This is a genomic window from Novosphingobium decolorationis (assembly GCF_018417475.1).
In the GTDB taxonomy this organism is placed as follows: Bacteria; Pseudomonadota; Alphaproteobacteria; order Sphingomonadales; family Sphingomonadaceae; genus Novosphingobium; species Novosphingobium decolorationis.
Genome location: NZ_CP054856.1, coordinates 3,723,552 through 3,746,119, shown reverse-complemented (window position 1 = coordinate 3,746,119; position 22,568 = coordinate 3,723,552). Strand labels below are relative to the sequence as shown.

14 protein-coding genes are annotated in these 22,568 nt (G+C 66.7%); 9 read left to right on the top strand and 5 right to left on the bottom strand.

What is annotated here, in order from left to right:
* The first annotated feature begins 18 nt into the window (after positions 1-18).
* Both HT578_RS17330 and HT578_RS17325 read left to right on the top strand, forming a co-directional pair.
* Positions 19-1,272 (top strand): aromatic amino acid transaminase, encoded by a 1,254-nt coding sequence (locus tag HT578_RS17330; RefSeq protein WP_213500858.1) that lies wholly within the window; start codon positions 19-21, stop codon positions 1,270-1,272.
* On the top strand, positions 1,269-2,252 hold the full coding sequence (locus tag HT578_RS17325) for a ketopantoate reductase family protein (RefSeq protein WP_213500857.1): 984 nt from the start codon (positions 1,269-1,271) through the stop codon (positions 2,250-2,252). Before HT578_RS17330 ends, HT578_RS17325 begins: the two co-directional genes overlap by 4 nt.
* An 81-nt stretch (positions 2,253-2,333) precedes the next feature.
* Here the strand turns inward: HT578_RS17325 and HT578_RS17320 are convergent, their stop codons facing one another.
* Positions 2,334-5,147 carry a M14 family zinc carboxypeptidase gene (locus HT578_RS17320; RefSeq protein WP_213500856.1) on the bottom strand — a complete coding sequence of 938 codons (2,814 nt, stop codon included), beginning with the start codon at positions 5,145-5,147 and terminating at the stop codon, positions 2,334-2,336.
* 533 nt (positions 5,148-5,680) lie between these two features.
* Here HT578_RS17320 and HT578_RS17315 point away from each other — a divergent pair.
* The 5 genes from HT578_RS17315 to HT578_RS17295 all read left to right on the top strand — a co-directional run bounded on the left by HT578_RS17315 (position 5,681) and on the right by HT578_RS17295 (position 12,851).
* Positions 5,681-7,987 (top strand): TonB-dependent receptor, encoded by a 2,307-nt coding sequence (locus HT578_RS17315; RefSeq protein ID WP_239026335.1) that lies wholly within the window; start codon positions 5,681-5,683, stop codon positions 7,985-7,987.
* Between the two features lie 86 nt (positions 7,988-8,073).
* Positions 8,074-9,393, top strand: a complete 1,320-nt coding sequence (locus HT578_RS17310) for a metal-dependent hydrolase family protein (RefSeq protein ID WP_213500855.1) — start codon at positions 8,074-8,076, stop codon at positions 9,391-9,393.
* A 189-nt stretch (positions 9,394-9,582) separates the two neighbouring features.
* Positions 9,583-9,987 carry a DUF2946 family protein gene (locus HT578_RS17305; RefSeq protein WP_213500854.1) on the top strand — a complete coding sequence of 135 codons (405 nt, stop codon included), beginning with the start codon at positions 9,583-9,585 and terminating at the stop codon, positions 9,985-9,987.
* 84 nt (positions 9,988-10,071) lie between these two features.
* The gene (locus HT578_RS17300; protein WP_213500853.1) at positions 10,072-11,862 is read left to right on the top strand and encodes a copper resistance system multicopper oxidase; all 1,791 of its coding nucleotides are present in this window, start codon (positions 10,072-10,074) and stop codon (positions 11,860-11,862) included.
* Positions 11,859-12,851 carry a copper resistance protein B gene (locus tag HT578_RS17295; protein ID WP_213500852.1) on the top strand — a complete coding sequence of 331 codons (993 nt, stop codon included), beginning with the start codon at positions 11,859-11,861 and terminating at the stop codon, positions 12,849-12,851. The genes HT578_RS17300 and HT578_RS17295 overlap by 4 nt, the downstream gene beginning before the upstream one ends.
* A gap of 69 nt (positions 12,852-12,920) precedes the next feature.
* Here the strand turns inward: HT578_RS17295 and HT578_RS17290 are convergent, their stop codons facing one another.
* The 4 genes from HT578_RS17290 to HT578_RS17275 all read right to left on the bottom strand — a co-directional run bounded on the left by HT578_RS17290 (position 12,921) and on the right by HT578_RS17275 (position 19,460).
* Complete coding sequence (locus HT578_RS17290; RefSeq protein ID WP_159108011.1) at positions 12,921-13,538, bottom strand: TetR/AcrR family transcriptional regulator; 618 nt, start codon at positions 13,536-13,538, stop codon at positions 12,921-12,923.
* Positions 13,539-13,673: 135 nt separating this feature from the next.
* Complete coding sequence (locus HT578_RS17285; RefSeq protein ID WP_213500851.1) at positions 13,674-15,116, bottom strand: efflux transporter outer membrane subunit; 1,443 nt, start codon at positions 15,114-15,116, stop codon at positions 13,674-13,676.
* A 2-nt stretch (positions 15,117-15,118) separates the two neighbouring features.
* Positions 15,119-18,286 (bottom strand): efflux RND transporter permease subunit, encoded by a 3,168-nt coding sequence (locus tag HT578_RS17280; protein ID WP_213500850.1) that lies wholly within the window; start codon positions 18,284-18,286, stop codon positions 15,119-15,121.
* Between the two features lies 1 nt (position 18,287).
* Positions 18,288-19,460 carry an efflux RND transporter periplasmic adaptor subunit gene (locus HT578_RS17275; protein ID WP_239026636.1) on the bottom strand — a complete coding sequence of 391 codons (1,173 nt, stop codon included), beginning with the start codon at positions 19,458-19,460 and terminating at the stop codon, positions 18,288-18,290.
* 214 nt (positions 19,461-19,674) lie between these two features.
* On the opposite strand from HT578_RS17275, the gene HT578_RS17270 reads away from it, so the two are divergent.
* Positions 19,675-21,864 carry a penicillin acylase family protein gene (locus tag HT578_RS17270; protein WP_213500848.1) on the top strand — a complete coding sequence of 730 codons (2,190 nt, stop codon included), beginning with the start codon at positions 19,675-19,677 and terminating at the stop codon, positions 21,862-21,864.
* Positions 21,833-22,564: a 2'-5' RNA ligase family protein gene (locus HT578_RS17265; RefSeq protein ID WP_239026334.1), complete on the top strand. Its 732-nt coding sequence runs from the start codon at positions 21,833-21,835 to the stop codon at positions 22,562-22,564. Before HT578_RS17270 ends, HT578_RS17265 begins: the two co-directional genes overlap by 32 nt.
* The last annotated feature ends 4 nt before the right edge of the window (positions 22,565-22,568 follow it).

Sequence of the window (22,568 nt, the reverse complement as noted above, 5' to 3'; positions counted from 1 at the left end):
CAACAACCGGAATGTGACGTGCTCTTCGACCGCTTCGACCTGCAACCCGACGATCCCCTGCTTGCCCTCATCGGTGAAGTGCGCGCCGATCCGCGCCGCCACCGCCTCGATCTTTCGGTCGGTGTCTACCGCGATGAAGAGGGGCAGACGCCCGTCATGCAGGCGGTGAAGGCCGCCGAGGCACAGCTTGTCGCAGGGCAGGCGAGCAAGGCCTACCTCGGGCCCGCAGGTGACGCAGACTTCTGCGCGCACATCGCCGATCTCGTGCTGGGCGCGCACGCCGGCTGCCAGGTCGCGGGGCTGCAGAGCGTGGGGCTGCAGAGCGTGGGGCTGCAGAGCGTGGGCGGGACCGGCGCGCTGCGCCTTGCCGCGCGTCTGCTGGCGGTCAATCCGCGCGCCCACGGCGCCGGGCCCGCGACGATCTGGCTGGCGACGCCGACCTGGGGCAACCATGCGCCCGTCTTCGCAGGAGCCGGGCTTCACATCCGCACGTTCGCCCACACCGATGCCATGGGCCGTGCGCTCGATTTCGCGGCCTGGATGGAGATGGCAGAGCGCGCAGAGCCGGGCGATGCCGTCCTGCTCCAGGGCTGCGGCCACAACCCCACGGGGATCGACTTTACGGCCCAGCAGTGGGCCACGCTCGCCACGTGCATCGCCGACAAGGGCCTCTTCCCCCTCGTCGATCTGGCCTACCAGGGTTTCGGCCTCGGGCTGGAAGAGGACGCCGCCGGGGTGCGCACGCTCGTCGAACGCGTGCCCGAGGCGCTGATCGCGGTCTCGTGCAACAAGACCTTCGGGCTCTACCGCGACCGGGTCGGTGCGCTTCTGATGACCGGCAGGCAGGCCGCCCCGCTTGCCAAGGGCATGGCCATGGCCAAGGCGCTGGCGCGCGGCGAATACTCGATGCCGCCCGACCACGGCGCAGCGGTCGTGCGCACGGTCCTGGAAAGCGCGGAACTGACCGCCCTGTGGTCGGACGAACTGGACGCCATGCGCACGCGCCTGATCCAGACCCGCGCGGCCATTGCCGAACATCCCCTTGCGAGCGAACTCGGCCTCACCGGCCTTGTCGACCAGAAGGGCATGTTCTGCCTGCTCGGCGCCGGTCACCGGGTCGTGCAGCGCCTCAAGGATGAGAGCGCGATCTACGTCGCGCCCGATGGCCGCGTGAACCTTGCCGGACTGCCGCTTGCGCGCGTCGACGATTTCGTCACAGGCCTTGCCGCCGCGTGCCGCGCTGCGCAAGCCGAGCTGGAGATGGCGCTGTGAGCCGCCCGCTGCGCACCTGCATCTTCGGTGGCGGCGCGGTCGGCTCGCTTGTCGCGGCTCGTCTCCAGAGCGCGGGCAAGGCCCCGACCGTGATCGCGCGCGGGCGCCGCCTGGAGCAGTTGGAACGTCAGGGCATCACTTTTGCCGATCCGGCCTGCGCGCCCATCCCGGTCACCGCGCTCGACGCGCAGACGGCCGCAATGGAAGGGGGCTGGGACGTCGTCTTCCTCGCGCTCAAGGCGCAGGCCATTGCCGCCTCGCTGGAGGAAATCCGCCCGCTGATCGGCCCCGCCACGCGCATCGTCCCGCTCGTGAACGGCGTACCCTGGTGGTATTTCCAGCCCGAGACAGCACGCGCCGTGCGCAGTGTCGATCCGACAGGCGCGCTGGTGGAAGCCTTCGATCCGGCGCGCATCATCGGCGCCGTCGTCTACGTGGGCTGCGCGCTCGACAGCGTGCGCGGCGATCTTACCTCGAACGGCCGTGAGCGCCTGGTCCTGGGCAGCATCGCGGATGCGCACGCACAGACCGAGACGCTTCTTGCCACCCTGTTCGAGGGCTGTGCGATCGCCATCCAGCCGACCCGCGACATCCGCCGCGAGGTCTGGTCCAAGGTCGCGCTCAACCTCGCCAGCAACCCGCTCTCGGTGGTCGCCAATGCAACCGTGGGCGAGCAGTTCACCTCGCCCCATCTCGCCCGCATCACGATCCCGATGCTGGAGGAGTGCATTGCGCTTGCCCGCGCGCTCGGCGTCGAGCCCAGCCTGACGCTCGAGGAAATGGTCGCCATCGGGCGGCGCATGGGCGCCTATTACACCTCGATGGCGCAGGACTATGCGCGCGGGGCGGAACTGGAGATGGGCGCGATTGCCCACTCGGCCCTCGAACTCGCGGCCGAGGAAGGCGTGGCAATGGACACCACCCGGACCGTTGCCGACATCTGCGGCTTCCTCTCCGAGCGCGAACTGGCCCGCGCCTGAACCGCTCCGGCACCGACATGAGAAAGGCCCGCAGGAAGAGCGCTTCCTGCGGGCCTTTTTCGTATCAGATCACTTTGAAGCTCACTGCTGCGCAGCGGGGACCTCGGGCGGCGGGGGAGGCGTTTCGTCGGTCGCGCCCAGCTGCTTCCAGTTGAGCACCGCGTTGTAGAGCATGCGGAATTCGCCCCAGTTCTGCCAGCGCCAGACCGGGTTGGTCGCGAACATCAGGATGCGTCCCTCGCCCGAGGGCACGTTGATGATCGCCGCGTTGTCCTTGAGCTTGTCCCCGTCGCGGATGAAGCCACTGAGGATGCTGTCCTTGCCGCCCGGATAGGTCATCAGGACGTCCGCCTTGAGGCGCTCGGGCACGTAGTAGGTCGTGCTCTGGGCCCAGCGCAGCGGCAGTTCACCTTGCGCCAGTTCGCCGCCCTGCACCTTGCCGCCCTTCAGTTCCCCGGCATAGCCGTAGAAGATCGGGCTTTGGGGCTTCACCACCTTGCCCTTCACGATCGGGCCGGGCGCGTAGAAGTTCGCCGGCGGAGCCTTGGTCGCGATCTCGCTGACAAAGCCGTACTCGATCGGCACCTCGCTGGCGCGGCCCGTGGTGATGAGCGTGCCGCCTGCGTCCACGAACTTCTTGAGTTCGGCAAGGCCCTCCAGCCCCATGCCGCCGCGGATGTCGGGCGAGGAGCCGTAGTCGCCCGAAAAGCGGTACTGGTCGGTCTTGGTGTAGGGCAGCGGCTTGCCGGTCATCGGAATGTCGAAGACGATGTCCTTGGTCGAGCGGCCCTGCTGAGGCAGGATGATGACGTCGTAGTCGGCGCGCAGGTTGCCCTGGCGCACGCGCTCCTTGAACAGGAGGTCGTAGTCGATCTCCTGCTGGTCGAGCCCGTAGCGCAGCCAGCCCACATCCTGCGTCGAGCCCCAGGTGCTGAAGACGCCGAGACGGGGCAATTCGCTGGCGTGGGTCTGCGCCTTGTCCGCCGCGCTGCCGATCCCCACCGCGTCAAGCGCGAGGGTCTCGACCAGCGGCTTCAAGGTGTCATAGGCGCGGCCCGGAACGAGGAAGGAGCCTGCCGGAATGGTCGTACCGCCTGACTTGAAGGCCTCCTCGACGATCTCGACACCGCCCACGTCCGCCAGCTTGTAGCGCAGCGTCGCCATGCCCACAGCGCCCGTATCGAGCACCGCATAGGTCTTCGCGCCCGATCCGGTGATCGAGCCGCGCGGGGTGTAGCTGTCCAGCGCGCGCGTGGGTACCGAGAGGATCTCCTTGTCCGCGCTCTCCACGATCCTGGCGTGCGCCATCAGGCCCATGGTCCAGGCCGCGTCGTCGTAGGTGCCCACGTTCTCATCGGGGTAGTTGTCCTGGACGCGCAGCAGGATCTTGGCGAGACGGCCGTAGGGCTGGTCCAGCTTCACGATCAGCGAGCCCGCCGGGTAGGTACCCTCCTTCAGCTTCACCTCGCGCTCGGCCTGGCCGATCTCGATGCCCTGAAGCTGCAGGATGTCGGTCACGAACTTGACACGCGTGGGATCGGCCTGGCCTGCGGGAATGATGAAGCCGTAGGGCGCTTCACCCGCGCCGACCTTGATGGCATCGCGGCTCTTCTTGTAGAAGTTCTCGAGGATTTCTCTGGGGAAGCGCGAGGTCATGTCGAGCGCGGTGAGGACGCCCGTCTCCATGAAGTTGGTGTTGTTGCGCAGCGACCACATGACCTCCTTGTAGGGAGGATTAGGGCGGTACCACTTGCGCGTGGTCTGGTCGCGGCCAAGGCCCGAAGCCGGATCGGGCGCGACATGGCGGTACATCGTCGTCGCCCCGCCATTGCCGAAGGTCTCGTACATGCGCAGCATGCCGTTGTGGTTGGACGACATGAAGGCGAGGTAGCCCGGCGTCCAGGCATCGACGTAGCCGTGCGTCCACACGCCCGGCATGCCGTACTTGGTGAGCTGCGCCATCTCGTAGTTGGAGAACCAGGGCAGCTCGGCGAAAAGCAGCGGATCGAGGTCCGGGTTCTGCGGCGCCATGCCCGAATAGATGTAGAGGAAGGGCACCGATTCATGCAGCTCGTGCATGATCGGGGGGTGCCATTCCAGATACCACTTCATCAGCTCCTTGGCGCTCGTGTCCGACAGATTGATGTCGCGATTGTTGTCATGGTAGATGTACTTGCCCCAGTACGGCGGGCCGCCCGGCTTGTTGCGGTCGTCGCGCTCGTCGATGAGGTTGCGGTAGTACCAGTCGACATAGCGGTCGCGCCCGTCCGCCTCGAGCACGGGGCTGAGCGAGACGATGACGTTGTCGCGGATGCGCTGGAAGGTCTCGCTGTCATCGGCGAGCAGACGGTACGCCAGCTCCATGAGCATTTCGGGCGGGCCGGTCTCGGCGCTGTGGAGGCCTGCGGAGATGTGGTAGATCGGCGGCGTCTCGGCGATGACCGCCTTTGCTTCTTCTTCGGACACGCCGCGCGGGTCGGCCAGCTTGGCAAGTCCCAACCGCGTGTTCTCGATGTCGGCCATGTTCTGCGCCGAAGAGATCATCACGATGATATTCTCGCGGCCCTCTTCGGTCTTGCCGATCTCGACGATCTTGACCCGGTCGGGCGCGGCCTGTGCCAAAGCGCGGTAGTAGCCCACGATTTGCTGGTAGTAGTGCAGCTTGTTCGGCGCACCAATGTGATCGCCCAGCACCTCCTTGGGCGAGGGAATCGTCGAGGAGACCGGCAGGTGATCGACCAGAGGGCTCATGAACTCGGGCTTTGTGGTCCAGGACTTCACCGCCGCAGCGTAATCGCTGTCCATGGCCGGTGTGCTACCAGCCTGTGCATGGATTTGCGCTGCACTGCACAGCAGCAGGGCGCCGAGCGCGCCCACGTGACTCTTGCGGAACATGAAGCCTCCTGTTGTCCCTGTCGTGCAGACGGTGGGCAGGCCGCCGGGAAGCGGCCGGGTCATGGCCCCGCGATCTGTCTGCACCCCCGGCGCGTATCCTTGGGCCGGATCGTCCTCAATGCAACCGGTTTTCACCCCGTTTCCCGAAACTTGTCCGCCTTCCGGACGCCGGACCACCTCAGATCGGGTGATTTCTCGCCTGATGAGGAAAAGCCATGTGCCCATGTGCGGCTCCATGCACGTTTATTGCGCAAAACACCGTGATCGCAACACCCTGCAACAAGTCGACACGCGATCATGCCAATATTTTATTGCGCCGCCCCCTCTTCCATTCCGGCTTCAACCGTGCAATCGGAACCAGCGATGTACGTCCTGCCATCATGGTTGCGGGGGCAAAGCCGCTTCAAGGGACAACATACATGGGCGGGGAGAGCGAAAACGCCGAATGAGGGCGGCCGCACAGCGCTGTGCGGTCAACAGGTTTCGCGCGTGCAACAAAAGAAAGCGCGCGCCGAGGATTCAGGGGGAATACCGTGTTCACGAATACTACCACGACATTGTCGGCCCGCGCCATGGGCCGGAGCCTCTTCACCGCGGCCAGCCTGATCGCACTGGCCTGGGCACCGCAAGCCAGCGCCCAGGAGCAGGCCGCGACGAACGGCGACACCGTCGTTGGCGCCGACATCGTGGTGACCGCGCTCAAGCGTTCGACCTCGATCCAGGAAACGCCGATCTCGATCTCGGCCGTCACCGGCGAGACCATGGCCAATTCCGGCGTTCAGGACATCGCCGACCTGGCCGCAAGCGCGCCGGGCCTCAGCTTCGTGGACGGCGGCCCCTCGCAGCGCCGCGTCGTCATCCGCGGCATCCAGGGCTCGGGCGAGCCGATGATCGGCACCTACTACGATGAGACGCCGGTGACCGGCATGATCGGCGCGGGCAACGACGCGGGTGGCTCGACGCCCGAACTCAAGCTCTTCGACGTCGAGCGCGTCGAGGTCCTGCGCGGCCCCCAGGGCACGCTCTACGGCGCAGGCTCGATGGGCGGCACCCTTCGCATCATCTACAACAAGCCCGACCTTACAGGGCTTGGCAGCGCGGTCGATGCCAGCCTTTCGAACACCCGCTACGGCGGCTGGAACTATGATGCCAGCGCCATGCTCAACGTGCCGCTCGCCACCGACAAGGTCGGCGTGCGCGTGGTCGGCTTCTACAAGCGCCAGGACGGTTACATCGACAACACCGCGCTCGGCATCGACGACATCAACGTCCTCAAGAGCTATGGCGGACGCCTGATGCTGCGCATGCAGCCCTCCGAGCGCTGGACCTTCGATGTCACGACCTTCCTCAACCGCACGCGCACCGACACGCCGCTGTGGACCCAGGAAGCGGGCAAGTTCAATTCCGACGCCTACACCCGCCAGCCGATCGTCGATGACACCGAGCTCTACTCGATCGCGTCGACCTACGAGTTCGACTTCGCGACGTTCGTGGCCTCGGGTTCGTACATGCACCGCGAACTGTCCTCGGCAAGCGACGTCTCGCGCTTCATGCAGGCCCAGCGCAGCGAAGGCCGCTGCGCCGCGCTCGTGGGCGGAGGCAGCCCGTGCAGCGACACCCAGCTTTCCGATTACTACGACTACGTCGACTGGCAGTCCTACTCGGTGCTCTATCCCCAGCAGGAAATGGACGCCTGGACCGGGGAGCTGCGCCTGAGCTCCAACACCACCGGCATCCTCGACTGGACCATCGGTGGCTTCTGGTCGGACCGCAGCATCGCGGTCTGGAACCCCCAGGTGAACACCGACCCCGCCTCGGGTGAGATCGTGCGTCCGCTGCAGGTCGTGACCGGGCGCCACATCGACGATTCACTGACCCAGCTTGCAGGCTACGGCGAAGTGACGCTGCATCCCTTCGAAGGGGCGCAGCTGACCGGCGGTGCGCGCTACTTCCACTACGACAAGGACATCGTGGGCTACACCGATGTGCCCTCGATCCTCGTGGGTGCGCGCATCACCCCGCCCACCGCGGTGAATTCGACCGAGAACGGCTGGGTGTTCCGCTTCAACGGCTCGTACGAGTTCACGCCCGACGTGATGCTCTACGCCGAAGCCTCGCAGGGCTACCGCCCGGGCGGTGCGAACCAGGTGCTCGGCCTCGACGCCGCGCTCACCGGCTACAATTCGGACAGCCTCTGGAACTACGAGGTCGGTCTCAAGACCAGCTGGTTCAACCGCGCGGTGCTCTTCAACATCGATGCCTACTGGATCGACTGGAGCGACATGCAGGTCACCCAGCGCACGCCCAACGGCGCGTTCTCCTACCTCGGCAATGCGGGCAAGGCGACGGTCAAGGGCGTCGAGGCCGAAGTGAACGCGATGCTGCTCGATGGCCTCTCGCTTCAGGGCAACGTGACCTACACCGACGCAACCCTGTCCGAGGATCAGAACACCGGCGCGACGGCGACCTCGGGCCTCAAGGGCGACCGTATCCCCTACGTGCCCAAGTGGATGGGCGGCGCCTCGGCGCAGTACGACTGGTCGCTGACCGATAGCCTTGGCGGCATGGCCCGCGTCGATTTCAACTACGTGGGCGGTTCGTGGTCGGACTTCCGCCGCAACTACACCTTCGCGCGCGAGGTCGAGGACTATGCCCTAGTCAACGCGCGCCTGGGCGTGGAAGGCCCCGGCCAGTCGTGGGGCGCCTACCTCTACGTGACCAACCTGCTCGACGCGACCGCGATCACCCGCGCCACCTCGAGCGCGATCGCGCAAGGGCGCACGCTGGTGAGCAGCGCCACCCCGCGCACCATCGGCGTCAATGTGCGCCAGAAGTTCTGATCCCAGACCTTTGGATTGGCGCGGCGGGGAGAGCTCCTTCTCCCCGCCGCCTTCCTCCTGCGACCAACCGGAGTTTTCCCACCCCCATGCGACCCACGCGTACCTCTCTTCTTTGTGCCCTTCCCTTCGTTGCCCTGGCCCTAGCCCCGCTTGGCCAGAGCGCATTGGCCCGCGACACCGTTGTCCACGCCGGCACCCTGTTCGATGGCGAGGCGACCCGTTCCAACGTCTCCATCGTCATTGCCGATGACCGCATCGTTGCGGTCGAGGACGGTTTCGTCACCCGCGAGGGCGCCGACGTCATCGACCTTTCGGGGGAGACCGTGCTCCCCGGCTTCATCGACACCCACGACCACGTAACGATGGGCTACAGCGGCAAGAACCCGGTTGCCGAACGTGCGCAGAAGACCGACATCGACACCGCGCTGGAAGCGGTCGCCTACGCGCGCGCCACGCTGCTCGGCGGCTTCACCAGCATCCGCGACGTGGGCGGCGAGACATCCATCGTCGTCGGCCTCAAGAAGGCCATCGCGGCGGGCGAGATCGAAGGCCCGCGCATGTGGGTCTCGGGCTATCCGCTCGGCCCCACCGGCGGCCACGGCGACCCGCAGAACGGGATGAGCCCCGAGCTCGACTTCCATTCCGAAGGCCGTGTCATCGACGGGCCCATCGAAGCGCGCAAGATCGTGCGCGGCATGCACCGCGACGGGGTCAACCTCATCAAGATCATGCCCAGCGGCGGCGTCCTCTCGATCGGCGATGATCCCAACCACCAGACCATGACCGATGACGAGATCAAGGCCGTGGTCGACACCGCCCATAGCCTGGGCATCAAGGTCGCCGCGCACGCCCACGGCAAGACCGCGATCCTCCACGCCTCGCAGCTGGGCGTCGATTCCATCGAGCACGGCTCCTTCGGCGATGCCGAGACCGACAAGGCGATGAAGGCCAACGGCACCTATCTCGTACCCACGCTGCTCGTCGCCGAGACGGTGGTGCAGATCGCCAAGACCCACCCCGAAACGCTCAACCCCTCGGCCGCGGCCAAGGCGCTGGAAGTCGGCCCGATCGTGATGAGCAACCTGGGCCGTGCCTACAAGGCGGGCGTCAAGATCGCCTTCGGCACCGACCAGAGCCTGGCGCCCCACGGCACCAACGCCAAGGAGTTCGCCCTCCTCGTGCGCGCCGGGATGACCCCGCGCGACGCGATCCGCGCGGCGACCGTCAACGCCGCGGACCTCCTGGGTGCGAGCGACGTGGTCGGCTCTCTCACTCCCGGCCACTACGCCGATCTCGTCGCGGTCAAAGGCGATCCCTTCGCCGACATCACCCTGCTCGAGAACGTCGACTTCGTGATGAAGGGCGGCGATGTCGTGAAGGCAGACGGCAAGGCTAAAGAATCATAACCAATTGATTCAAGGGAGCATCACCCCTTGACCCCATAACCGGCAACCTCACCTTTCTCGGCCAACCTGGCGCGCGGAAGGTGAGGTCGACGGTATGGGGAGCCCGAGGGCGATGGCCCTCGGAAATCTTCTTTTCCTTCTTCCTTTACATTGCGCAGGCAGCACGTTCGCGGATATGATGGACGCATCATGCACCGCGCCCTTACCCTTCTCCTGTCCGGCTCCCGTGGAGGCCTTGCCTCTGCGCACCGGATCGCGGTGTTCGCGCTGGTTGCGCTTGGCCTTGCGCTGTCGCCCGTCCTTTCGGGCACGGGAGAGGCCCACCACGCACCTTCGCACGCGATGGACATGGCCCATACCGGCTGCGAGACCTCGGGTCACGGCGCGGGACATGACACCGGCCATGGGAAGGCCCCGCTCGCGAACCTGCACTGCATGGCCTCCTGCCTGGCCGCAACCGGGCTTGCCCTGCCCGACCTTCCCGCGCCCCCGGCGCTGCGCCCGCTCCACCGTGAGCGCCCGCAGCCGCGCGCGATGGCCGCGCTCGCCTCGCACGCCTCGCCGCTCGATCCCCCGCCTCCGCGGGCTGTCTGATCTTCGAAGTCCGCCCGCACCTGCGCGCCCGGACCTTGCCTTGCATTTCGAATTTCAGACCCGGCTCTGCCGGAAGGATACCCCATGTTTCAGACACCCCATGACCGGCGTGCGCTGCTCGCCGGCGCGCTGACCGCAGGCGGCGGCGCGGCGGCTTCGCTGCTCTTTCCCCACTGGGCGCGCGCCCAGACGCACCACCACCACGGCGCCTCTACTGCGACCGGCACCGCAACCGGCGCCACGACCGAGGGTGCGCTGAGCGGCGAGCACATCGCCCTCACCATCGCGCGCACGCCCTTCACGCTGGGCGGGCGCACCGCCAGCGCGACCACCGTCAACGGCACGGTGCCCGGCCCGCTCATCCGCCTGCGCGAGGGGCAGGACGTGGAGCTTGCCGTCACCAACCACCTCGATGTCGACAGCTCGATCCACTGGCACGGCATCCTGCTGCCCTTCCAGATGGACGGCGTGCCCGGTGTCACCTTCCCCGGCATCGCCCCGCACGAGACCTTCACCTACCGCTTTCCCGTGCGCCAGTCGGGCACCTACTGGTACCACAGCCATTCGGGCGGCCAGGAAGGAACCGGCCTGTTCGGCCCGCTGGTGATCGACCCCGCCCACGGCGAGCGCGTGGAAACCGAGCGCGAGATGATCCTCATGCTCTCGGACTGGAGCTTCACGCCGCCCATGGAAATCTGGCGCAAGCTCAAGGCCCGCCCGGACTACTACAACTTCCAGCAGCAGGCCCTGTTCGAAAACCCCTCGGGCAAACCCTGGACACAGGAACAGAAGCTCGCCTGGGGCCGCATGCGCATGTCGCCCATGGACATCGCCGACGTGACCGGCGCGACCTATACCTATCTCATCAACGGTCAGGGCCCCGATGCGAACTGGACCGGCTTGTTCCGCCCCGGTGAGCGGGTGCGCCTGCGCGTCATCAACGCCTCGGCCATGACCATCTTCAACCTGCGCATTCCCGGCCTCCCCTTCACCGTGATCGCGGCGGATGGCAGCGACGTCGCGCCCGTCGAGACCGACGAGATCCAGATCGGCGTCGCCGAGACCTACGACCTGGTGGTGACGCCGGACGAGCGTGCCTACTCGATCATCGCGGAATCGAGCGACCGTTCGGGCTTTGCGCGCGCCACCTTGGCACCGCGTGCCGGGATGGTCGCGCCCGTCCCCCCCTTACGCCAACCGCCACGTCTCACCATGAAGGACATGGGGATGGGAGACATGGATGGAACGGACCATTCCGGCCACGACATGGCGGCCATGGACGGCATGGACCACGGTGATGGCGGGATGGAGATGAACCATTCGATGCGCGATCCCGCGACCGCGCCCGGCGTGGAACTGACACCCGGCGTCGACATGCTGGCCCCCATGCCCACCGACCGCACCGGCGAGCGGGGCCTGGGCCTTGATGACGTGGAGCACCGCGTGCTCGTCTACACCGACCTGCAAACGCCCGAAGACCGCGACGATCTCACCCCGCCCACGCGCGAGATCGTGGTCCACCTCACCGGCAACATGGAACGCTACATGTGGTCCTTCGACGGGCGGCGTTTCTCCGAGATGGTCGAGCCGATCCGACTTGCCCACAACGAGCGCGTGCGCTTCACCCTCGTCAACGAGACGATGATGACGCACCCGATCCACCTGCACGGTTTCTTCTTCGATCTCGTCAACGGCGCGGGCAAGCGGCGGCCCCGCAAGCACACGGTGAGCGTGCTGCCCGCGGGCAAGGTCTCCTTCGACGTGACCGCCGATGCGCCGGGCGACTGGGCGTTTCACTGCCACCTCCTGCTGCACATGATGTCCGGCATGTTCAACGTCGTCACCGTGCGCCCGCTGGAAGGAGGTGCGGCATGAGGAAAACCCGTTTCCTGATCGGCGCCCTCACCGGCGCGCTGCTGATCCCGGCTCCCTTGCTGGCCCAGGACCATTCCGTTCATGATATGTCCGGTCATGACATGTCCAGCCACGCCATGGACCATTCGCAGCACGACGAGGGTATGGCGATGCCTTCCCACGAGGCGCATGACTCGCACGACGCGCATCAGGGCCATGCCATGCCCATGGCCCCGGGCGCGCCATCGATGGCGCAGGACATTCCGCAAGGCCCGCCCCCGCCCGAGGCGTTCTCCGGGCCGGAGCATGCCGCCGATGCGTACTTCCCCGGCGAAGACATGGCCCACGCCCGGCACATGGTCCGGCACGAGATGGGCGGCATGGGCACCACCATCGTGATGCTCGACCGGTTGGAAGCGAAACTGGGCAAGGGCAGCGACGGCCTCTCGTGGGAAGGCGCGTTGCGCACCGGCGGCGACATCGATCGGCTGTGGATCAAGAGCGAGGGCGAAGCGGCCTTTGGTGAGGGCATCGAGGACGCCGAAGTCGAAGTCCTGTGGGGCCACGCCATCGGCGCCTGGTTCGATCTTCAGGCCGGCGTGCGGCAGGAACTGGGCCCGGATCCCGACCGCACGCAGGTGAGCCTGGGTGTCGAGGGGCTCGCGCCCTACATGTTCGACATCTCCGCGCAGGCCTTTCTGTCGACCAAGGGCGAGCTGACCGCGCGCCTTGAGGCCGAAACCGACCAGCGTCTGACCCAGCGGCTGATCCTGCAACCGCGCGCCGAAGCGCTGTTCTCGGCTCAGCGGATCGCCGAGCGCGGCACCGGACGCGGGCTCACCTCGCTCGAGGCGGGCGTGCGCCTGCGCTACGAATTCGCGCGCCAGTTCGCGCCTTACGTGGGCGTGGAATGGCAGAAGAAGTTCGGCTCCACCGCCGACTATGCCCGCGCGGTGGGAGACGATCCCGACCGGGTGGTTGCGGTCGCGGGCCTCAGGGCCTGGTTCTGAGAGGATAGAACGGGCCGGTGCACGCGCATCGGCCCCTTCCTGGCACCACTCCCGGAATCACTCCCAGAATCACTCTGGGTGGGGCCGCGCGTGCGCGGCGAGGAAGGTCTGCGCCGCCAGTGTGGCCAGTTCCTCCAGCTGCGCCTCGCCCGGCTGCTCGGGCGCGCCCATCAAGAGGGCGTTCCAGGGCCCAGCCCGGCACAGCGCCACGAACTGCTGGGCAAGGAGCCGCGGGGGCCGCGCTGCGAGTTCGCCGCGCGCGATGCGCTCCTCCAGCCAAGCGGTCACCATGTCCTCACCCTCTTTCTGCCCCTGCTCGAAGAAGATCTGGCCAAGCTTCGGGAACCGTCCCGATTCCCCCACCGCCAAACGGTAGTGGGCAATGGCCTCGGGCATCACGAAGAAGCGGGTGAGCGCGCGCGCAAGCGCGAAGATGGTCTCGGCAAGGTCGGCCCGCGGATCGTCGAGCAGCGCCAGCACGGGCAGCCCATGCTCTTCGCTGACATCGCGCACGACCGCGCCGAACAGCTCTTCCTTGCTGGAGAAATAGCCGTAGAGGGTGCCCTTCGATCCTCCGACGAGCGCCGCGATGGTCGCCATCGAGGTTGCGCTGTAGCCCCCGTCCAGGAAGGCTGCGCGGGCAATCGCGACGATCTCCTCGCGCTTGCTCTGCGTCTTCTTTCGCACCGCGTCCTCCCCCTTTTCAGATACCATACGGTACGTTCGCAATAGGAGCGAACATCCTCCCTTCGCAAGACGCCCTGTCCCGCAAACGGCAGGGCCCGGCCCACACACGGCGGCGTGGACCGGGCCTCTCGTGTCCTAGAGAGACGTCGCGTCGTCCTGCGGCGACCAGCCACCGCCCAGCGCCTGGTAGAGCTGGATCTCGCCGGTCAGCTGCGCGAGGTGATCGACAAGGTATTGCTGCTGCGCAGAGAAGACCGTGCGCTGCGCATCGAGCACGACGAGGTAGTCGCGCACCCCGCCCCGGTAGGCCTTGTCGGCGAGGTCGAGATAGCCTTGCGAGGAAGCCACCTCGCGCTGCTGCGCGGCCAGCTGCCGACCAAAGGTCGCGCGCGCGGCGAGGCCATCGGAGACTTCACGAAAGGCCGTCTGGATCGACTTCTCATAAGCCGCCACGCGCATGTCGCGGGTCAGTTCAGCGTAGCGCAAGTTGCCCTTCAGCCGCCCGCCGGTGAAGATCGGCAGGCTGATGTGCGGGAGGAACGACCAGGTCCCCTGCCCATTTCCGAACAGGCCCGAGACGCCGTCGCTGACCGTCCCGCCCGAGCCTGTCAGGGTCACCTGCGGGAAGAAGGCCGCGCGCGCCGCGCCGATGTCGGCGTTGGCCGCCATCAGTTGATGCTCGGCCTCCATGATGTCGGGGCGGCGCTGGAGGAGCGCGGCGGGAAGCCCGGCGGGCACGCGGGCGAGGATCGTGTCATCGGCAATGAAGCCTCTATCGAAGCCTTCGGGCAGCGTGGTGCCGACCAGCAGGCGCAGCGCGTTGGTGTCGGTCGCCACAAGGCGCGTGCCGCGCTGCACTTCGGCCTGGGTCTGCGCCACCAGCGTCGCCGCCTGCCGCCGGTCCAGTTCGGTCGCCGTGCCGACTTCCAATCCCCGTTCGACAAGGCCGAGTGCCTCCTCGTAGTTGGAGAGCGTGCGCTGGCTGAGGTCGAGGCGCTGCCGGTCGATCTCCAGCGTCAGGAAGGCGATGGCGATGTTGGCGACGAGCGTGATCTGGCTTGCGCGGCGCGCCTGCTCGCTGGCGAGGTAGGTCTGCATGGCCTCGGAATTGAGGCTGCGGATGCGTCCGAACAGATCGAGTTCGTAAGACGTCGTGCCCACGTCCAGGCCATACTGTTCAAAGACATGGCCCTGCCCGGTCTGCGACAGGTCGGCGGGCAGGCGCTGGAGCGATCCGTCCGCGCCCGCCTCCAGCGTCGGGAACAGGTCCGCGTGCTGGATCCGGTAACGCGCGCGGTACGCCTGAACGTTGAGCACGGCCTGGCGCAGGTCGCGGTTGTTCTCAAGGCCAAGCCGGATGACCTCGCGCAAGGGGGCGGAGCGATAGAACTCCTCCCAGCGCAGGGTCTTTTCCGCATCCTCTCCCAAGCCCGGTTCTCCGGCGGCGGCTTGCAGGTCCTCGGGCCACGCCTGGGCCACCGGAAGGTCCGGGCGTTCGTATTTGGGGGTGAACGAACAGCCCGCGAGGGCGCCTGCAAAGGTCAGGGCCAGAAGGCTGCTCAGGGGGGGCTTGCGCATGATCATGCCTCCTGTCCGGTGTGCTCGGGGATATAGGGCGTGGGGCCTGAATGCGGCTTGGAGTAGTCCTGACGCGGCACCTTGAAGAGCCTCATCACGCCCACGAAGAAGGCGGGCACAAGGAAGATCACGAGGATCGTCGCCCCGATCATGCCGCCCACGACCGCCGTACCGATGGCGACGTGCGAACCCGCGCCTGCGCCCGAGGCCACCGCCAGCGGCAGCGTGCCCAGAATGAAGGCAAAGGAGGTCATCAGGATCGGGCGCAGACGTTCCTTGGCGGCGTGGATGGCCGCCTCGACCAGCTCCATGCCCTGGTCATAGCCCTCGCGCGCGAACTCGACGATGAGGATCGAGTTCTTGGTGGCAAGGCCCACGGTGGTGAGCAGACCGACCTGGAAGTAGATGTCGTTCTGCAGGCCACGCATCAGCGAGGCCGCCACCGCCCCCAGCACGCCCAACGGCACCGCCAGGATCACCGCGACGGGGATCGCCGAGCTTTCATAGAGCGCGGCCAGGCACAGCAGCACCGCGACGATCGAGACCACATAGAGCTTGCCCGCCTGCCCGGACGACTGCTCCTGTTCGAAGGAGACCGAGGTCCATTCATGGCTGATGCCCTCGGGCAGTTCGTCGATGTAGCCTTCCATGATCGCCATCGCTTCGCCCGAGCTGACGCCGCGCGCCGGTTCGCCCAGGATCTCGATCGATTCTACGCCATTGAAGCGTTCCAGCTTCTGCGCGCCGACCTTCCAGTCGATCCGCACCACGCCCGAGAGCGGAACCATCTGGCCCTGGTCGTTACGCAGGTACCAGTAATCGAGGTCTTCGGGCTGCATGCGCTTGTCGATCTCACCCTGGATGAAGACGCGCTTGGTGCGCCCCGACCGGGTGAACTGGTTGACGTAGAGCTGCCCGAACGAGCCTTGCAGCGTCGTGTTGATCTCGGCCATCGAGACGCCCTGTGCCTCGGCCTTCTCGCGGTCGATCACGAAGTGGGCCTGCGGAATGTCGTCGAGACCGTTGGGGCGCACGGCGACCAGACGCGGATCGCTGCGGGCCTTTTGCAGAAGCTGGTTGCGTGCCGCAATCAGCGCCTCATGGCCCAAGTGCCCACGGTCCTCCAGTTCTAGGTCGAAGCCGCTGGCGTTGCCCAGTTCCATGACCGCAGGCGGCAGGAACGGGGTTACCGTCGCGCCCTTGTAGTCGTGGAAGTGCGCCATGGCCCGCTCGACCACCGCCATCGCGGTGTTCTCGGCGCCCTCGCGTGTCTCGAAGTCCTTGAGGCCCACGATAACGATGCCGGCATCCTGCGCGCGCCCGCCAAAGTTGAAGCCCATGACCGAAAGCACGCTGTTCACGGCCTCCTTCTCGTGGTCCTGGAAGTAGGCGCGAATGTCGTTGTTGACCTTCTCGGTCATCTCCGCGGTCGATCCGGGCTTGAGCTGCACCTGCACGAAGACGGTGCTCTGGTCCTCCTCGGGCATGAAGCCCGAGGGCAGGACCTGCAGCAGGTAGAGCGTGCCCGCGGTCAGCGCGACATAGACGATGGCCGCCGGACGCATGTGGCGCAGGACCCCTGCGACCCCGCCGCCATAGCGCGTCACCATGGCATCGTAGCGCGTATTGAAGCCGTGGAAGAAGCCCCCCTTCTTTGCCTTGGAAGGGTCATGGGGTTTCAGGATCGTGGCGCACAGCGCCGGGGTGAAGGTGATCGCCACGAAGGCCGAAAGCAGCATCGAGGAGATGATGGTGATCGAGAACTGGCGATAGACCACGCCCGCCGAGCCGCCGAAGAAGGCCATCGGCAGGAACACCGTGGAGATGACAAGGGCGATGCCCACCAGCGCGCCGGTGATCTGGTCCATCGACTTGCGCGTGGCCTCGAGCGGGCTGAGATGCTCCTCGACCATCAGGCGCTCGACGTTCTCGACCACGACGATGGCGTCATCGACGAGGAGGCCGATGGCGAGCACCATCCCCAGCATGCTCAGGGTGTTGATCGTGAACCCGAAGAAGCCGAGCACGGCGAAGGTGCCCAGGAGCACGACCGGCACCGCGATGGTGGGGATCAGCGTCGCGCGCACGTTCTGGAGGAAGAGGTACATCACGCCCACCACCAGAAGGATCGCGACGATCAGGGTCTCGACCACTTCCTCCAGCGAGAGCTTGACGACGGGCGTCGTATCATAGGGGAAATTGACCGTGAGGCCTTCCGGGAAATACTGCTCCAGCCGGGTCAGTTCGCTCTTGATCGCGGCGGCGACTTCCATCTGGTTGGCGCCGGGGGCAAGGTTGATGCCGATCGCGGCGGTGTCGCTGCCGTTCATCAGGCCGCGCGGCTGCATGTTCTGGCTGTTGAGCTCGACATCGGCCACGTCCTTGAGGCGCACCTGCGAGCCGTCGGTGTTGACCTTGAGGAGGACGTTGCGGAACTGCTCGGGGTCGGTGAAGCGCGTCGGGCCAACCACGGTGGCGTCCAGCAACTGGCCCTTGCGCGCCGGCAAGCCGCCGATTTCGCCTGACGAGACCTGCACGTTCTGGCTGGCAATCGCGTTCTGAACGTCGCTGATGGTGAGGCCATAGCTCTGCAGGCGTTCCGGCTTGACCCAGATGCGCATCGCGTATTCGGAGCCAAACAGGATGTAGTCGCCCACGCCCGAGATACGCGCCAGCGGGTTGGTCACGTTCGAGGCGAGGTAGTCGCCGATGGCCGCGCGGTCCATCGAGTGGTCCTTCGAAGTGAAGGAGGCGACCAGCATGAAGTTGCGCGTGGCCTTGGTCACCGAGAGCCCCTGCGCGACCACTTCGGCGGGCAGCATGGGCTGGGCAAGCGAGAGCTTGTTCTGGACCTGCACCTGCGCGATGTTCGGATCGGTGCCCTGGATGAAGGTCAGCACGATCTGCGCCGACCCGTCGGCCTGCGCATTGGCCGACATGTATTCCAGGCCATCGAGGCCGTACATCTGCTGCTCGATGGGCTGGATCACCGTATCGCGCACCGTTTCGGCCGAAGCGCCGGGATAGGTGACCGAGACCGTGATCGGGGGCGGCGCGATATTGGGGTACTGCGCGATCGGCAGCGAGACCACGAAGATCGCGCCCACCAACATGATGATGAGCGCGATGACCCATGCGAAGACGGGCCGGTCGATGAAATAGCGGGCCATGTCAGTGGGCCTCCGCGCTCGCCACGCGATTGGCGGCGGCGCCGCCGGAGACCTCCTCGACCGCAACCTTGGCGCCTGGGCGCACGGCTTCGAGGCCGTTGGTGATCACCCGGTCCCCGGCATGGAGGCCCTGCGTGACGATCCAGGAATTGCCGCTCGATCCATCGAGGGTGACGTGGACCTCCTTGGCGCTGCCGTCCCGGCTCACGACATAGACGAACGGATCGGCGTGAAGGTCGCGCAAGATCGCGTTCTGGGGCACCAGGAAGGCACTGTGTGCGACCGAGGCGCGCACCTTGGCGCGCACGTACATGCCCGGCAGCAGCAGGTGTTCGGGGTTGGGGAAGATCGCGCGCAGCGTGGTCATGCCCGTGCCCGGATCGACATTCACTTCGGAGAACGAAAGCTTGCCCTTGATCTCATAGGGCTTGCCGTCCTCCAGCGTGAGTTCGACCGGGATTTTCGCACCGCTCCCCGCCGTCAGGTTCTTGTCGGTGAGGTGGCGGCGCAGGCGCAGGAGTTCATCGCTCGACTGCTGGATGTCGACGAAGATGGGATCGAGCTGCGTCACCGTGGTCAGCGCCACCGCCTGATCGGCCGAGACAAGTGCGCCCTCGGTCGTCAGCGAACGGCCGATGCGCCCGGTGATCGGAGAGGACAGGTGCGTGCGCTGCAGGTCGATGTGGGCGGCTTGCACTTCGGCCTCGGCCTGGTGCCAGGCGGCCACGGCATCGTCGCGCTGCTGGCGCGAGACGACCTTGTCGGCGACGAGATCCTCGTAGCGGCGGGCCAGATTGCGGGCCGAGGCCAGGTTCGCCACCGCGCGGTTGTAGGTCGCCTGATAGACCGAGGGGTCGATCTGGTAGAGCGTCTGCCCCTTGGCGACATCCACGCCCTCGGTGAAGAAGCGGCGCTGCAGGATGCCGTTCACCTGCGGGCGGATCTCGGCGACGCGATAGGCGCTGGTGCGCCCGGAGAAGTCCATGTCGCGCGGCAGGTCGCGCGGCTGCATGACCATGACATCGACCCGCGCGGGCTCGGGAGCCTTGGCTTCGGGTTCACCGGCGCAGGCGCCCAGCGTGAGGATCAGGGCCAGCGCAGCGCCACAGGCGGCGCCCCTGGTGCGCGAGCGCCGTGCGGATCGGGGGGCATTTCCCGCAAGCGGCGAAAACATGGACAACAACGGACACTCCATAACCGTACAGAACGGTCGGCCAGTGACCCTTCAGACACAATTCGTCAATATACCGCGCTGTACGGTTATTGCGTTCGATTGTGCAGGAATTGCAACGAGGGGCGGCCCTGAAAGGCCCTAGCGATCCCCTCCGGCGCGTCCCGCCCTCACCGCGCTTGCCTCGCGCAGAACGCGCGCATAGCACCAGCAGACGATGACACGCCCCGCTCTCCTCCTTGCCGCCCTCTTCGCCTCCAGCCTTGCGCCCGTTCAGGCCAGCGCCGCCCCGGCCTCCGAAACCGCGCGCTGGTCCGCCCACGCCCGGGACGTGACGATCACGCGCGACGACTGGGGCATCGCCCACGTCCACGGCACGACCGACGCCGATGCCGTCTTCGGCGCGATCTACGCACAGGCCGAGGACGACTTCGCGCGCATCGAGATGAACTACCTGACCGCGCTGGGCCGCGTTGCCGAGGCGGAAGGGGAAAGCGCGATCTGGCAGGACCTGCGCCAGCGCCTCTTCGTCGATCCCTCCAGGCTCAAGGCCCAGTACAGCGAAAGTCCGGCCTGGCTACGCGCGCTGATGGACGCCTGGGCGGACGGGCTCAACTACTACCTCGCCACCCACCCCGAGGTACGCCCCCGCGTCGTGACCCGGTTCGAGCCGTGGATGGCGCTCTCCTTTACCGAAGGCAGCATCGGCGGCGACATCGAGCGGTCGATCCCGCTCAGCCAGCTCCAGGCCTTTTATGAAAAGCGCGAGATTGCGCTGACCGCGCTGGAAGCCGGCGCGGCCCCGCGCGAACCGAGCGGCTCCAACGGTATCGCCATTGCGCCAGGCCACACGAAGAACGGCCACGCGCTCCTCCTCATCAATCCGCACACCAGCTTCTACTTCCGCTCCGAACTGCAGATGACGAGCGAGGAAGGCCTCAACGCCTATGGCGCCAGCACCTGGGGCCAGTTCTTCATCTACCAGGGCTTCAACACCAGGACCGGCTGGATGCACACCTCCTCGGGCGTCGATAACATCGACAGCTTCGCCGAGACCGTGGTCGAGAAGGACGGCGCGCGCTTCACCCGCTATGGGGACGAACTGCGCCCGGTGAGAGAGGAAAGCCTCACCCTCGCCTATCGCCGCGAGGATGGGACGAAGGGCACGCGTACTTTCCCGGTCTATCGCACCCACCACGGGCCTGTTGTTGCCGAATACGGCGGCAAGTGGATCGCGCAGGCGCTCATGTGGAAGCCAATCCCCGCCCTCGAGCAGTCCTGGCTGCGCACCAAGACCGAGGATCTGGCCAGCTACCTGGACGTAGCCGAACGGCGCGCCAATTCCTCGAACGACACGATCTTTGCCGATAGCAAGGGTGAGATCGCCTATCTCCACCCCCAGTTCGTGCCCGTGCGCGACGACACATTCGACTATACCGAGGTCGTCGACGGAGCCGATCCCGCGACCGATTGGCAGGGCCTCCACACGCTGGAGAGCCTGCCCAGCGCCATCGACCCCGGTGTAGGCTGGGTCCACAACACCAACGACTGGCCCTGGGACGCGGCAGGCCCGGACAGCCCCAGGCCGGAAGACTTCCCGAAGTACATGGACCAGTTCGGCCCCAACTACCGCGGCGTCCACGCCGATGCGGTGCTGGAAGGACGCACCGACTTCACGCTGGAAGCGCTGGTCGGGGCGGCCTTTGACAGCCACCTGCCCGCCTTCGCGATGCTGATCCCGCAACTGCTGGCCGATTACGACGCCCTTCCCGAAGAGGAACCCCGCCGCGCCGCGCTGGCCGAGCCGATCACGCTTCTTCGCCGTTGGGACCACCGCTGGGGCTATGCCTCACAGGCGACCTCGCTGGCGGTCGTCTGGGGGGACACCCTGGGGGCGAGCTACCGCGCGAAGGCCAAGGCCGCGCACCTGCAACTGCCCGACTACATCGCCCGCGACCTCGATGCCGACACGCGGCTGGCCGCGCTTGAGGACACCGTAGTGCGCCTCACCCGCGACTTTGGCACCTGGCGCGTGGCATGGGGCGACATCAACCGCTTCCAGCGCCTCGACAACACACTCACGCCCCACTTCGACGATGATGCGCCCAGCCTTCCGGTGCCCTTCACCTCGGCCGTGTGGGGTTCGCTCGCGTCCTTCGGCGCGAAGCCTTACCCCAACACGACCAAGTACTATGGCACGAGCGGCAACAGCTTCGTCGCCGTGGTCGAATTCGGCCCGAAGGTCCGCGCGCTCGCCGTCACGGCGGGCGGGGAAAACGGCGATCCGGCCTCGCCGCACTTCGCCGACCAGGCCGAACTCTATGCCCAAGGCGCCCTGCGCCCCGTCTATTTCTACCCCGAGGATCTCACCGGCCATGTCGAGAAACGCTACCACCCGGGCGGCTGAGCGTGGGGCGCTGCACCACGGCTTCGCCCGCCTCCTTGCCGCCATGCTCGGTCTTGTCGGCATGACGCTCGCGCTTGGCGCCCATGCCCAGGAGCCGGTGCGCCTGAACGTCTACGCCATTCCCTCCGCCGCGATCGAAGAGGCCGTCACGAAGGCAAGCGCGGATCTTGCCGCGCGCGGCATGACCAGCTTCCAGGCGCGGGGGCACGCGGTGCACGCAACGCTCTACCTGACGCAGTACCCACAAGGCTCGGAAGAGCGGCTGATCGCCGCCATCGGCGCGCTCGCCCGCGAGCAGGCGCGCATCCCGCTTGTCATCACGGGAGCCGAGCGCACACCCTCGGACTGGCTGTTCCTGACCCTGGAGCGCAGCGCCGCACTCCAGCGCCTCGCCGACCTCGTCACGCGCGCGGCCGAACCCTTGCGCGACCACGCAGTGGAGCCGCCCGAATGGATGGAGGCCTATCCCGACAAACTGCCCGTCTTCGAGCGCTACGGATCACCCAACGTCTTTGCCCAGTTCGATCCGCACCTGACCCTGCTTGCCCGCGAGACGAGCCCAGAACTCGATGCCTTCATGGCGCAGGCGAAGGCCGATCCCCCGCACGCAGAGGGAATGGTCGAAGGGATCGGCATCGGCCGTGTCGATGCAGACGGGCAGATCGTGGAGACCCTCGCCGAATTCCGCTTTCCCCGCTGAATAG

Excerpts from the sequence above, each read along its gene's own strand:
- HT578_RS17280 (WP_213500850.1), bottom strand. The coding sequence starts at position 18,286 with ATGGCCCGCTATTTCATCGACCGGCCCGTCTTCGCATGGGTCATCGCG.
- HT578_RS17265 (WP_239026334.1), top strand. The coding sequence starts at position 21,833 with ATGTCGAGAAACGCTACCACCCGGGCGGCTGAGCGTGGGGCGCTGCAC.
- HT578_RS17320 (WP_213500856.1), bottom strand. The coding sequence starts at position 5,147 with ATGTTCCGCAAGAGTCACGTGGGCGCGCTCGGCGCCCTGCTGCTGTGC.
- HT578_RS17310 (WP_213500855.1), top strand. The coding sequence starts at position 8,074 with ATGCGACCCACGCGTACCTCTCTTCTTTGTGCCCTTCCCTTCGTTGCC.
- HT578_RS17275 (WP_239026636.1), bottom strand. The coding sequence starts at position 19,460 with ATGTTTTCGCCGCTTGCGGGAAATGCCCCCCGATCCGCACGGCGCTCG.
- HT578_RS17305 (WP_213500854.1), top strand. The coding sequence starts at position 9,583 with ATGCACCGCGCCCTTACCCTTCTCCTGTCCGGCTCCCGTGGAGGCCTT.
- HT578_RS17270 (WP_213500848.1), top strand. The coding sequence starts at position 19,675 with ATGACACGCCCCGCTCTCCTCCTTGCCGCCCTCTTCGCCTCCAGCCTT.
- HT578_RS17285 (WP_213500851.1), bottom strand. The coding sequence starts at position 15,116 with ATGCGCAAGCCCCCCCTGAGCAGCCTTCTGGCCCTGACCTTTGCAGGC.
- HT578_RS17295 (WP_213500852.1), top strand. The coding sequence starts at position 11,859 with ATGAGGAAAACCCGTTTCCTGATCGGCGCCCTCACCGGCGCGCTGCTG.
- HT578_RS17300 (WP_213500853.1), top strand. The coding sequence starts at position 10,072 with ATGTTTCAGACACCCCATGACCGGCGTGCGCTGCTCGCCGGCGCGCTG.